Annotated in this window: 10 protein-coding genes and 1 pseudogene; 5 read left to right on the top strand and 6 right to left on the bottom strand. The window is 67.7% G+C overall.

Annotated features, from left to right (window positions below):
• The first annotated feature begins 4 nt into the window (after positions 1-4).
• From tam to AC27KI_RS00090, 5 genes are all read left to right on the top strand, one after another.
• Complete coding sequence (gene tam, locus AC27KI_RS00110; RefSeq protein ID WP_487087984.1) at positions 5-781, top strand: trans-aconitate 2-methyltransferase; 777 nt, start codon at positions 5-7, stop codon at positions 779-781.
• Positions 778-1,791 carry an HpcH/HpaI aldolase/citrate lyase family protein gene (locus AC27KI_RS00105; protein WP_317353971.1) on the top strand — a complete coding sequence of 338 codons (1,014 nt, stop codon included), beginning with the start codon at positions 778-780 and terminating at the stop codon, positions 1,789-1,791. Before tam ends, AC27KI_RS00105 begins: the two co-directional genes overlap by 4 nt.
• A gap of 49 nt (positions 1,792-1,840) precedes the next feature.
• Positions 1,841-2,536 (top strand): hypothetical protein, encoded by a 696-nt coding sequence (locus AC27KI_RS00100; RefSeq protein ID WP_284428820.1) that lies wholly within the window; start codon positions 1,841-1,843, stop codon positions 2,534-2,536.
• A gap of 88 nt (positions 2,537-2,624) precedes the next feature.
• The gene (gene acnB, locus AC27KI_RS00095; protein WP_487112000.1) at positions 2,625-5,210 is read left to right on the top strand and encodes a bifunctional aconitate hydratase 2/2-methylisocitrate dehydratase; all 2,586 of its coding nucleotides are present in this window, start codon (positions 2,625-2,627) and stop codon (positions 5,208-5,210) included.
• 225 nt (positions 5,211-5,435) lie between these two features.
• Positions 5,436-5,900: a hypothetical protein gene (locus tag AC27KI_RS00090; RefSeq protein WP_487087987.1), complete on the top strand. Its 465-nt coding sequence runs from the start codon at positions 5,436-5,438 to the stop codon at positions 5,898-5,900.
• A gap of 174 nt (positions 5,901-6,074) precedes the next feature.
• Here the strand turns inward: AC27KI_RS00090 and AC27KI_RS00085 are convergent, their stop codons facing one another.
• The 6 genes and pseudogenes from AC27KI_RS00085 to AC27KI_RS00060 form a co-directional block, all read right to left on the bottom strand.
• Positions 6,075-7,292 (bottom strand): NAD(P)/FAD-dependent oxidoreductase, encoded by a 1,218-nt coding sequence (locus tag AC27KI_RS00085; RefSeq protein WP_487087989.1) that lies wholly within the window; start codon positions 7,290-7,292, stop codon positions 6,075-6,077.
• A complete protein-coding gene (gene cysN, locus AC27KI_RS00080) occupies positions 7,289-9,196 on the bottom strand; it encodes a sulfate adenylyltransferase subunit CysN (protein ID WP_487111998.1) in 1,908 nt (635 codons plus the stop codon). Before cysN ends, AC27KI_RS00085 begins: the two co-directional genes overlap by 4 nt.
• Positions 9,196-10,095 carry a sulfate adenylyltransferase subunit CysD gene (gene cysD, locus AC27KI_RS00075; RefSeq protein WP_487087991.1) on the bottom strand — a complete coding sequence of 300 codons (900 nt, stop codon included), beginning with the start codon at positions 10,093-10,095 and terminating at the stop codon, positions 9,196-9,198. The genes cysN and cysD overlap by 1 nt, the downstream gene beginning before the upstream one ends.
• 60 nt (positions 10,096-10,155) lie before the next feature.
• Complete coding sequence (locus tag AC27KI_RS00070; RefSeq protein WP_284403366.1) at positions 10,156-11,328, bottom strand: MFS transporter; 1,173 nt, start codon at positions 11,326-11,328, stop codon at positions 10,156-10,158.
• 56 nt (positions 11,329-11,384) lie between these two features.
• Positions 11,385-12,149, bottom strand: a pseudogene (locus tag AC27KI_RS00065) (family 3 encapsulin nanocompartment shell protein); the annotation flags it as partial.
• Positions 12,150-12,354: 205 nt separating this feature from the next.
• Positions 12,355-13,077 (bottom strand): sulfotransferase-like domain-containing protein, encoded by a 723-nt coding sequence (locus AC27KI_RS00060; protein WP_487087993.1) that lies wholly within the window; start codon positions 13,075-13,077, stop codon positions 12,355-12,357.
• Positions 13,078-13,098: the final 21 nt, after the last annotated feature.

Here is a 13,098-nt window from a genome sequence, read left to right as displayed (position 1 = left end):
TTTCATGCTCGACTGGAATCCCGCGCTCTATCGCCGCTACGAGGACGAGCGCACGCGCCCGGCCCAGGAGCTGCTCGCGCGGGTGCCCCATTCCGCGCCGGTCCACGTGGTGGACCTGGGCTGCGGGCCGGGCAATTCCACCGAGCTGCTGGTGCGGCGCTTCCCGCAGGCGCAGGTGACCGGCATCGACAATTCCGAAGCCATGCTGGCCAGCGCGCGCGAGCGCCTGCCCGGCGTGTCCTTCGTGCTGGGCGACATCGCCCGCTGGGTGCCCGACACGGCGCCCGACCTCATTTACGCCAATGCCGCCCTGCAATGGGTGGGAGGGCATGGCGACCTCTTTCCGCGCCTGTTCGACAACCTCGCCCCCGGCGGCGTGCTGGCGATCCAGATGCCCGACAACCGCCAGGAGCCCACGCACCGCCTGATGCGCGAAGTGGCGGCCGAGGCTCCGTGGCGCGAGCCCATCGGCGATGCCGACGCGCTGCGCACCGAGCTTCTGGACATCGGCGGCTACTACGACCTGCTGGCCACGCGCGCCGAGCGCATCGACGTGTGGCACACCGTCTACCAGCATGTGATGGCGTCGCCTGCGGCCATCGTCGAATGGGTGCGCGCCACGGGCCTCAAGCCCTTCATCGATCCGCTGGGCGATGCGTTGCGCGAGAGCTTCCTGGCCGAGTACGAGCGCCGCATCGCCGCGGCCTATGCCGTGCGCAGCGATGGCCGCCGTTTGCTGGCGTTCCCGCGCATGTTCATCGTGGCGCAGCGCCCGTCATGAGCGCGACCGGTGCCCACCCCGCGGCGGTGCTCATGGGCGCCCAGGCCAGTGCCATGCGCTTGCCGGTCTGCGACCATTACAGCGGCGTGGAAGCGCGCATGCGCAAGAGCCTGGAACTGCAAGCCGCCATGGCGGCCGAGCTGGGCCGCTGCGTGTTCGATGTGACCCTCGATTGCGAAGACGGTGCCCCCGTGGGCCGCGAGCGTGAGCATGCCGCCCTCGTGGCGCATTTGGCTCGCACCGCATCCCCCGGTGCCCGGGTGGCCGCGCGCGTGCATGCCGTGGACCACCCCGCCTTCGCCGAAGACATGGCCACCATCGCCGGCGAAGCCGCCACGCGGCTGTGCCACATCATGGTGCCCAAGGTCGAGTCGGTGGACGACGTGCTGCACGCCGAAAAGGCCCTGCTCGCCGCATCGGCAGGGCAGGTGCCGTTGCACGTGCTGCTGGAGTCGCCCGCGGCCATTCAGCGGGCTTTCGAGATCGCCGCCCATCCGCGCGTGCAGTCGATCAGTTTCGGCTTGATGGATTTCGTCTCGGCGCATGCCGGTGCGATTCCCGCGAGTGCCATGGGATCGCAGGGCCAGTTCGAGCACCCACTGGTGGTGCGCGCCAAGCTCGAGATCGCCGCGGCATGCCACGCCCACGGCAAGGTGCCGTCCCACTGCGTGGTGACCGAGTTCAACGATGCCGATGCCCTGCGCACGGCGGCCGGGCGCGCCGCGCGCCAACTGGGCTACACGCGCATGTGGAGCATCCACCCGGCGCAGATCCGCCCCATCCTGGAAGCCTTCGCGCCCGCGCAGGACGAGATCGCGCAGGCGGCCCAGCTTCTTTCCACCGCCGCGCACGCCGACTGGGCCCCCGTCAGCGTCGATGGCGTATTGCACGACCGCGCCAGCTACCGCTATTTCTGGCAGGTGCTGGAGCGTGCGCACCAGACCGGCCGCGCGCTGCCCGCCGCGGCGCAGGCCTGGTTTGCCCAGCCGGCCGCGGGTCCACAGGCCTGAGCCGTCCCACCATCAAGTTCCCCACACCTCCTTTTTCGTCGGAGTTCCCATGAAAACCTTCATCGCTTCTGCCCTGATGCTGCTGGCCCCTGCGCTGGTGATGGCGCAAGACGCCGCTCCCGCCAAGCCCGCACCGGCCAAGAGCACGGCCAAGGCCGCACCTGCCAAGGCCGCCGCCAAGGAGAAGTCCGCCGAGGCCAAGCCCGCGGCCAAGCCAGCTGCCAAGAGCGCGGCAGCCAAGCCGGCCGCGGCCAAGAAGGCCACGAGCAGCCGCACGCAGCTCAAGAGCGCCACCAACCAGGTGGCCACCGGCATCATCGCGGCCGAGGCTGCCCTGACGCCGCAGGAACTGGCCATCGCCGAACGCGTGCACACCGGCCACATTCCCTGCGAACTGGGCGCTTCTGTGCATGTGGAAGCCGATGCCAAGTCGCCGGGCCACTTCCGCATCGACGGCAAGGGCTTCAACTACTACATGTCGCCCATCGCGACCAGCACGGGCGCGGTGCGCCTGGAGGACCAGAAGGCCGGCGCCGTGTGGATCCAGATCGCCAACAAGTCCATGCTCATGAACCAGAAGCTCGGCCAGCGCCTGGCTGACGAGTGCATGAGCCCGCAGCAGGTCGCCGTGACCGAATCCATCAAGAAGAACCCGCAGCCCAGCCTGCTGGAAGCCCTGCCTGCCTCCGCCAACGCACCTGCCACCGTGGCGGCGCCAGCGGCTGCATCCGCACCGGCCCAGTGATTCTTCTTGCCCGGGTGCACCCGCTGCGCCCGGACCGCAGGGCCTGCCATGGCCAGCCCCACACACCAAAAACCCACCGGAGAAAAATATGTTGAAAGCCTACCGTGACCATGTGGCCGAGCGTGCCGCATTGGGCATTCCGCCCCTGCCTCTCACGGCCAAGCAGACCGCCTCGCTGATCGAGCTGCTGAAGGCTCCGCCCGCCGGCGAAGAAGCCACGCTGGTGGACCTGATCACCTACCGCGTGCCGGCCGGTGTGGATGATGCCGCCAAGGTCAAGGCCAGCTACCTGGCGGCCGTGGCCCACGGCACGGAAAAGTGCGCATTGATCGGCCGCGAGAAGGCCACCGAGCTGCTGGGCACCATGCTGGGCGGCTACAACCTCACGCCGCTGATTGACCTGCTGGACGATGCGGCCGTGGCGTCCGTCGCGGCCGAAGGCCTCAAGAAGACGTTGCTGATGTTCGATCAGTTCCATGACGTCAAGGAAAAGGCCGACAAGGGCAACGAATTCGCCAAGGCCGTCCTGCAAAGCTGGGCCGACGCTGAGTGGTTCACCAGCCGCCCCGAAGTGCCGCAGAGCATCAAGCTCACGGTGCTCAAGGTCACCGGCGAAACCAACACCGACGATCTGTCGCCCGCCCCCGATGCCTGGAGCCGTCCCGACATTCCGCTGCATGCGCTGGCCATGCTCAAGAACAAGCGCGACGGCATCACGCCGGAAGAAGACGGCAAGCGCGGCCCGGTGAAGTTCATCGAAGACCTGCGCGCCAAGGGCAACCTCGTGGCCTACGTGGGCGACGTGGTGGGCACGGGTTCCAGCCGCAAGTCGGCCACCAACAGCGTGCTGTGGTTCACCGGCGAAGACATCCCCTACGTGCCGAACAAGCGCTTCGGCGGCGTGTGCCTGGGCTCCAAGATCGCCCCGATCTTCTACAACACCATGGAAGACGCGGGTGCGCTGCCCATCGAGCTGGACGTGAGCCAGATGAACATGGGCGACGAGATCGAACTGCTGCCCTACGCCGGCAAGGCGCTCAAGAACGGCCAGGTCATCGCCGAGTTCGAGGTCAAGAGCGAAGTGCTGTTCGATGAAGTGCGCGCCGGTGGCCGCATTCCGCTGATCGTGGGCCGCGGCCTCACCGCCAAGGCGCGCGAGGCCCTGGGCCTGGCGCCTTCGACGCTGTTCCGCCTGCCGCAGAACCCCGCCGCGACGGGCAAGGGCTTCACGCTGGCGCAAAAGATGGTCGGCCGCGCCTGCGGCCTTCCCGAAGGCGAAGGCGTGGTGCCCGGCACCTACTGCGAACCGCGCATGACCTCGGTCGGCTCGCAGGACACCACCGGCCCGATGACACGCGACGAACTGAAGGACCTGGCCTGCCTGGGCTTCAGCGCCGATCTGGTGATGCAGTCCTTCTGCCACACCGCGGCGTACCCCAAGCCCGTGGACGTGAAGATGCACCACGAACTGCCCGACTTCATCAGCACGCGCGGCGGCATCTCGCTCAAGCCCGGTGACGGCATCATCCACAGCTGGCTCAACCGCATGCTGCTGCCCGACACGGTGGGCACGGGCGGCGATTCGCACACGCGCTTTCCGATCGGCATCAGCTTCCCCGCCGGCTCGGGCCTGGTGGCGTTCGCCGCCGCCACGGGCGTGATGCCGCTCGACATGCCGGAATCGGTGCTGGTGCGCTTCAAGGGCGCGATGCAGCCCGGCGTGACCCTGCGCGACCTGGTGCATGCCATTCCGCTGTACGCCATCAAGGCTGGCCTGCTGACCGTCGAGAAGAAGGGCAAGAAGAACATCTTCTCGGGCCGCATCCTCGAAATCGAAGGCCTGCCGGACATGAAGGTGGAGCAGGCGTTCGAGCTGTCCGACGCCTCGGCCGAGCGCTCGGCCGCCGGCTGCACGGTGCGCCTGAACAAGGAGCCGATCATCGAGTACATCAACTCGAACATCGTGCTGCTCAAGAACATGATCGCCCAGGGCTACGCCGATGCGCGCACCATCACGCGCCGCATCAAGGCCATGGAAGCGTGGCTGGCCAATCCGCAGCTGCTGCAGCCCGACGAAGATGCCGAGTACGCTGCCGTGATCGAGATCGATCTGGCCGAGATCACCGAGCCCATCGTCTGCTGCCCCAACGACCCGGACGACGCCAAGACGCTGTCCGACGTGGCCGGCGCGACGATCGACGAGGTGTTCATCGGCTCGTGCATGACCAACATCGGCCACTTCCGCGCGGCTTCCAAACTGCTGGAAGGCAAGAAGGACATCCCGGTCAAGCTGTGGATGGCGCCGCCCACCAAGATGGACGCGCACCAGCTGACCGAGGAAGGCCACTACGGCGTGTTCGGCGCGGCCGGTGCGCGCATGGAAATGCCGGGCTGCTCGCTGTGCATGGGCAACCAGGCACAGGTCAAGGAAGGCGCCACGGTGATGTCCACCAGCACCCGCAACTTCCCCAACCGCCTGGGCAAGAACACGAACGTGTACCTGGGTTCCGCCGAGCTGTCGGCCATCTGCTCCAAGCTGGGCCGCATTCCGTCCAAGGGAGAGTACCTGGCGGATGTGGGCGTGCTCAACCAGAACGGCGACAAGATCTACAAGTACATGAACTTCGACCAGATCGAGGAGTACAAGGAAGTCGCGGACGGCGTCGCCGCCTGACCGGCGCCTGCCACCCTGAAGAAAAAGCCCGCTTCGGCGGGCTTTTTTTTGCTATTGAAATGATAGCTATATGCCGGCGTTTTTATTGCGCTGGAGGCCTTTTTGATGCTGAACGGTCTGGTGGCGTCTGGATGGCACTTTCTCCCGGCGCTAGGATCGGGCGTAACCGATCGATGGCGCCGCGGAGCGCCGCAGTCAAACCGCGCAGCCGAAAGCCCTCCCGCCATGCCATCCCATCGCCTGACCCTTTTCGCGGATTACCACCAGTTCTACCTTCAGGACGAAGCGGCGCCAGGGGACCTGGCAAGCGCCTGGGACGAGGCCGCGACGCTTCGCATGCTGGCCGTGTCGCAGGGCGTCGTCGGGTTTGGCACTGCTCGGAACATGCCGGTGCCGGTGACCCTGGAGTTGCTTGAGGCCGAGCCGCAGACCGACCTGGCCCGGTTCGACCATGTGGTCGATGGATCGGTGGCCATTGCCACAGGCCCGCTCGTCGTGGCGGGGTGCACGGACTACTTGCCCGATGCGGCCCGGTTCGATGTGCCGCCTGGAGCGTACCGGGTCAGGCTGTCCAGCGCGGGTCTGGATTCGCTGTCTCCCGATGGGCTGGAAGGCGAAGACCGCTATCTCGTGCAGATGTGGCCGGGTGCGCTGTTGGAACCGACGGTGCTCAAGCAGCATGCCGGCTGACCTGAGCGTCAGGGGAGGCTGCCTTTTGGATGGCCCGTGTATTGGCCGCTGAGTGAACGCGCCTGGGGCAACGGCCGGAGCGCCCTGTAGCGGCTTGGCCTGAGCCATTGGGCAAAAGATGGCCGGCCGCATCGACCAGGCGCCCATGGCGTTCCGATTCAGGCCCACCGCCACTCATGGCAGTGCTTCGAGGCGCTCGCAGGGGGCTTCGGCAAGGGTGGGCCGGTCCGGGCTCAGAGCGGCGGCCGAAAGCCCGCGTTCGACGAAATGGTCCGGCAGGCCCCCCGTGAGGACCAGGGAGGCCACGGCTTGTCCCACCGCCGGTGCGATCTGGATGCCGTACCCGCCCAACGCGGCGGCCCAGAAGAAGCCGGGCGCATTCCCGGCGGCCCCGAGCACGGGCGAGCCATCGGCAACAAAGCTGCGAAGGCCTGCCCAGCGGTGGGCCACGCGATGCACCGCCAGGGTGGTGGCCTGTTGCAGCCGATCGACCGCAACGGCCACATCCCACTCCTCGGGCTGCACGTCGCAGGGCGGCATGGGGGTTTCATCGCTGGGGCTGACCAGCAGGCGCCCGGCCTCGGGCTTGAAATAGAAGGTGTCGGCAAGGTCCGTCACCATCGGCCAGGACGCCAGCGCGGGCTGGCCGGGCATGCCGTCGGGCAGGTCCACGATCACGGCGGTGCGCCGCTTGGGCACCAGGTCGATGGTCGCCACGCCGGCCTGGCGCGCGGCCTCGTCGGCCCAGGCGCCTGCGGCGTTCACCAGGCAGGGCGTGTGAAACCGGCCCGCCACCGTGTGGACGGTCCAGTGGCCCGACGCATCGCCCTCGGCCCACTCGACCCCCGCGGCGGTCTGCACGCGGCCGCCGGCGGCCCGGATGCCGCGCAGGTAGCTCTGGTGCAGTGCATCGACGTCGATGTCCATGACCGAGGGGCGCCACACGGCGCAGCGGTAAGGCCTCGGGTCGATGACCGGGCAGCGCGACAGCGCCGCGTCCAGCCCGATCACGCGGGCGGGTTGGTGGGCATGGTGGCCGGCAGCCAGGGCGGTGTCGATGCGGCCGCAGTCCACGTCGTCCTGCGTTGCCAGCGCCACCACGCCGCGCGGCGCCACGAGCGGCACTGAAGCAAAGCCGACAGGGGGTGCTTCGAAAAACGGGCGACTGGCCGCGGTGAGCGCGCGGACCGTCCGGTTACCGAAATACTCTGAAAACAGGGCGGCCGAACGGCCGGTTGCGTGGTAGCCGCAATGCGCCTCGCGCTCCAGCAGCAGCACCCGCCGGTGCTGCGCCAGTGCCCAGGCGCAACTGGCCCCGGCCATGCCCCCGCCCAGGACGATGGCGTCCCAGTGCGACTCGGCGCCCGTGCCGGCAGAGCCGGTGCGGCTCATGCGGTGGCGGCGGTGCGCGCCGCCGAGGGCGGCACCACCAGCCCCGCGGCGATGAGCCGGGAGACGATGCAGTCGGCGGCCTGTTCGGGCGACATGTACGCCGTCTGGATGTGGATGTCCGGCTGCTCCGGCGGCTCGTAGGGCGAGTCGATGCCGGTGAAGTTCTTCAGGGCGCCGCTGCGGGCCTTTCGGTACAGCCCCTTCGGGTCGCGCTGCTCGGCGAGCTCCAGCGGCGCGTCGATGAACACCTCCAGGAACTCGCCAGCCTCCAGCAGCGCGCGCGCTGCACGCCTTTCGGCACGGAACGGCGAGATGAAAGCCACCAGCACGATCAGCCCGGCATCCACCATCAGCCTGGCGACTTCGCCCACCCGGCGGATGTTCTCGACCCGGTCGGCATCGGTGAACCCCAGGTCTTTGTTGAGGCCGTGCCGGACGTTGTCCCCGTCCAGCAGAAAGCTGTGGCAGCCGCGCCGGTGCAACTGCTGCTCCACCCGATTGGCGATGGTCGATTTGCCGGCGCCGGAAAGCCCGGTGAGCCACAGCACGCAGCCTTTCTGGTGCTTGATGGCGGCCCGCTGCGCCTTGCTGACCTGGGTGTGGTGCCAAACGAGGTTGTCGGCATCGCGCAGGGCACGCACGAGCATGCCCGCCCCGGAGGTCTCGTTGTCGATCCGGTCGATCAGCAGGAACCCGCCGGCGTCGCGGTTGAGGTCGTAGGCGTCAAAGGCGATGGGCTGGTCCAGGGTCAGCTCGACCAGGCCCACCGCGTTCATGTCGAGCTGGTCCGCAGGCAGCCGGTCGAAGGTTTCGATGTCCACCCGGTGGACGATGCGCGTGACGGTCGCACCTACGGTGCGGGGGCCGCATTTGAGCCAGTACCCGCGGCCAGGAAAGAGAGGGGTTTCGCTGAACCAGACCATGTCGGCTTCGATGCGGTCGGCCACTTCCGCGGGAGAGGCCGGGTCGGCGATGAGATCGCCGCGCGAGACGTCGAGCTCGGCATCCAGCACCAGGGTGACCGACTGGCCCGCCGTGGCGGCCGGCAGATCCCCATCGTACGTGACGATGCGCTTCACGCGTGCCAGCTGGGCGCGGGGCTGCACCACCACCGCGTCACCCACGCGCACGCTGCCCGCTGCCACCGTGCCTGCCAGGCCCCGAAAGTCTTCGCTCGGCCGGTTCACCCATTGCACCGGAAACCGAAGCGGCTGTCGCGCGGCGCCTGCCTCGTCGACCTCCGTGGCCTCCAGCCACTGTCCGAGCGTGGGCCCCTGGTACCACGGCGTTTGAAGGCTGCGCTCGACCAGGTTGTCCCCTCGCAGTGCCGACATGGGAATGCACACCGGGGCAGGCAGGCCCATCTGCTGCGCCAGCGCGCAGAACTCCGCTTCGATCTCGGCGAAGCGGTCTTCGCGGTAGTCCACCAGGTCCATCTTGTTGACCACCAGGGCCAGGGCCCGGATGCCCAGCAGCGCGGCGATGTAGGCATGCCGCCGGGTCTGGCTGAGCACCCCTTTGCGCGCATCCACCAGCACCATGGCCGCGCCGGCGTTGGAGGCCGCGGTGGCCATGTTGCGCGTGTACTGCAGGTGGCCCGGTGTGTCGGCCAGGATGAATTTGCGCGTGGGCGATGAGAAGTAGCGGTAGGCCACGTCGATGGTGATGCCCTGTTCCCGCTCGGCCACCAGGCCATCGACCAGCAGCGCGAAGTCGAGCGCACCGCCCTGCGTGCCTGACTTGCGGGAGTCGGCGACCAACGCCTGCAACTGGTCCTCGTAGAGGCTCTTGGATTCGTACAGCAGCCGGCCGATCAGCGTGCTCTTGCCGTCGTCCACGCTGCCGCAGGTGATGACGCGCAGCAGGCTGCGCTGCGGCGCGGGAGAGGGTTGGGTGCCGCTCATCAGAAATACCCCGCCTGTTTCTTCAGTTCCATGGAGCCTTTGCCATCGTGGTCGATGGCCCGGCCTTGCCGCTCGGAAGTGTGCGCCGCCAGGGTCTCGGCAATGATCGCCTCCAGCGAATCGGCATCGCTTTCGATGGCGCCGGTGAGCGGGTAGCAGCCCAGCGTGCGAAAGCGCACCCGCCGCATCCGGGGGTGTTCGCCCGGGGCGAGGGGCAGGCGCTCGTCGTCCACCATGAGCAGCATCCCGTTGCGCTCCACCACGGGCCGTTCCTTGGCGAAGTACAGCGGCACGATGGGAATCTGCTCGCGTGCGATGTATTGCCAGATGTCCGCCTCGGTCCAGTTGGAGAGGGGGAATACGCGGATGCTCTCGCCCTGGTGCTTGCGGGTGTTGTAGACCCGCCAGAGCTCGGGCCGCTGTCGCCGCGCATCCCAGCGGTGGTGCACCGACCGCAGCGAGAACACGCGTTCCTTGGCGCGCGATTTTTCTTCGTCGCGGCGCGCTCCGCCGAAGGCGGCGTCGAACCGGTGGTGGTCCAGCGCCTGCTTGAGCGCCTGGGTTTTCATCAGGTCGGTGTGCACCGCCGATCCATGCACGAACGGGTCGATGCCCATCGCGATGCCGTCGGGGTTGCTGTGCACGAGCAACTCCATGCCGGTGTCCCGCGCCCGCTGGTCCCGGAAGGCGATCATCTCGCGGAACTTCCAAAGCGTGTCCACGTGCAGCAGCGGGAATGGCGGCCGTGCGGGGTAGAACGCCTTCATCGCGAGGTGAAGCATCACCGAGCTGTCCTTGCCGATGGAATACAGCATGACGGGGTTGTCCGCCTCCGCCACCGTCTCGCGCAGGATGTGAATGCTCTCGGCTTCCAGCCGCTGCAGATGATCGAGAAACATGTCGTCGGCTCCTTGAAAAAAGAGGTGTCTGAATATGAGGGCGTGGCCGGAGGGTGTGCCTCATGACGGCAGCGATGGCCGCCCGCGAGCGCGCAGCGGCATCCACAGCAGCATCACGCCGACCGTGCTGGCCAGCGTGGCCGCCAGCATCACGCCGTAGATCTCGGCATAGCCGAAGCGGGCCGCAACGAACCCGGCCACCACGCCCCCGGCAGCGATGCCCAGATCCCAGAACGAGGTGAACATGCCGAGCGCGGCGCCGTGGTGGGCCGGCTCGGTCTTCTGGATGACGATCAGTGCCAGCGAGGGGTAGAACAGCGAGAGTCCGAGCCCCATCGCCAGCCCACCCAGCACCGCCACCATGAGGTTGGGCGCGATGGCGAGCAGCAGCAGGCCCACGGCCTCGCCCAATGCCGCCCACAGGGCAACGCGATATGGCCCGAACTGGTCGGGCCAATGGCCAAGAAAAAGCCGTGATCCCACATATGCGAAGCCGAACACGTTGAATGCCAGGATGCCGTTGTCGATGCCCTTGGCCGCCATGTACAGCGAGACGAACGAGGCCAGCGCGGCATACCCCATGGACCCCAGCGCCAGGGTGACGCCGGGAAGGCACGCCGACCGAGGAAAGAGCGCGCTTTTGGCCGCCGCGGGCACCTTTGGGGGCGCGGGCTTGGCCATGACGAAAGCGAAGCCGGCCAGGGGCGCGGCAACGCAGAGCATCCAGACGGCGGAGAACCCGGCTGCCTGCATCAGCGCTGCGCCGGCCAGCGCCCCCAGCGTCACGCCCGACCACATGCTCACCCCGTAGAGCCCGATGATCTTTCCGCGCCGGGCTGTGGGCGCAAGCCCCACCAGCCAGGTGGCCCCGGCGGTGAAGGCGCAACCTTCGCCCATGCCGTGCAGCACCCGTACGGCAGTCAGCACATCCACCCGCTGCGCCATGGCGTAGCCGGCGCCGGCCAGCACGCAAAGGAGGGCGCCCAGCAGCATCAGCGTCCGGTGCCCTATGCGGTCCGACAGCCGGCCGGCGACGGGCCGGGTGAGCACCACCGCCACCGCGATGGCGGCGATGACGGTGCCCACGTCCACATCGCTGCCGCCGAGCGCGTCCTTGACGTAGAAGGGCAGCACCGACAGCGTGGCGCCGATGCCCAGATGGCAAAAGAAAAGGCCGAGGAAGATCGGCATGAAAGGCCGGTAGAAAGCCAGGCCGGTCTGTGGGGCGTTCATGGGGGCGGTCCTTGTCGGTGGGCGCGCGGGCCATCCCGCGCGCGGTGCTGCGGGGCTCAGTCGGCCTTCACGACATGGAAGAAGTGCGTGGGCAGGTGCACTGCCAGCCCTTCGTAGATCTCCGCGCAGACCGCCGTGCCTTCCGTGGCGAAGGTGCCGGCGGGTGGCGTGCCCACGCGGATGACCGACTTGCCCGTGTGCAGGATGCGCGCCGCAACCGCGAAATCGCCGACCAGCGCACAGCCCGGGGCCACCATGCGGGTGCGCACGATCTTCGTGCCGTTTTGCTGCAGGTCGCCCAGGATGCCTTTGCCCAGAAGGCCGTGGTAGTAGTCCACCGGGTTCACGATCATGGCGTGCGCGGTGGCACCGTTTTGCTCGATCGCGTTGCAGGCGGCCATGATGCCGTCGAAGTAGCTGGTGGCGTAGGGCAGCCGCGTTACGCCGGGATGGTTGAGCAGGCCGTGCGGGCCGAAGGTGAGCGCCTGGTTTTCCGCCGTGGCCAGGCGCACGAGAAGCCGGTAGTCGATGAATTCTGCGATGCCGCGCTCGTCGCCCGCCAGTTCCGGCGGCAGCTGGACCCAGGCCGAGATCGGGCGCACGATGCCTTCGCCCATGCCGAAGCGGAAGGTGGCCTCCTGGCGCAAGTCTCCTTCGTGGATGCCGCCGGTCTCCACTTTGGGGGGGCGGCTCTCGGACCAAAAGCGGTTGTGCGTCTCGCTCACCAGACGCTTCCTGAAGAGCTGGCTCACCATCAGGCGGGGCCGGTCCTGCGTGGGCTTGAAGGCCTCGGTGATGGTGAAGTCGAAGTGCACTTCGGTCGTGTCCCCTTTTTTTCAGGTACGCCTGGGCGAACTGTTCGCCGGAGGACAGGGCCTCGACGGGGCGGAGGGGGGCGATGGCATTGGCTTGGATCGACGACATGGTGTTGGCTGCTTTCTCTCGGTTGGGAAGGGGTGAGAACGACGTGAAAGGCGGAACGTGTCTGGAAGGGAACTGGGTGGCAATCGCGCGGACGCGCGAACCTCAAATGGCGTGCTGTACGAGCTGCTGGTAAAACGGGTAGTGGTGATCGAAGTACCCCTTCAGCAGCGGGTTGTTGGCCACGGTGTCCGGGTACGCCTTGGCGGTGGCCGCAAAGCCCGAACTGCGCATCGCGTCCAGATGCCATTGGCGGGTGCGGCTCCATTCCGGCCGATCGCTGGGCTGCCATTGAAGGGCCGAGGCGATGAAAGGCAGGCCGACTTCTTCGCAATAGCGCTGCACCACCGCCTGCGGTGTCTTGACCAGGCGGTCGGCATCGACGAGCACCGGGGCCGACCCCTTGAGCCGGGTGGCCAGCTCGAAGATCTCGAAAAGGTGTTCGTAGCCCACCTCATGCAAGGCGATGGTCGGCTTCATGTGGTACATCGAACTGATCGTCGGCGCAGGGTCGCGCACGATGAAGGTGTGTTCGATGTCCGCCACCTCCTCGGGGTGGTCGAACAGGTACCGGTAGCGGTGCTCCACCGTGTCCTTGAAGAACACGGGCCGATGCGCTGCCAGCGTGCGCAGGTGGTCGAAGAAGGCGCGCTCGGACCGCACCACCACCTGGCCGCCCGAACCATCGGGCAGGGGCACTTCGCCCGTGTCGAGCAGTGTCACCAGGGGCTCATGGATCACGGTGACGTCGTTGCGCTCGATCATCATGCGCAGGAAGGCGGTGGACAGCGCGCGTTGATGCGCCCACAGGGCAATGATCTGTTTCATGCAAGGCTCCGGAAAAAAGGG

Source organism: Acidovorax sp. KPB24-03, assembly GCF_057546605.1.
The sequence above is the reverse complement of the archived record's forward strand: the minus strand, read 5'-3'. Positions and strand labels throughout refer to the sequence as shown.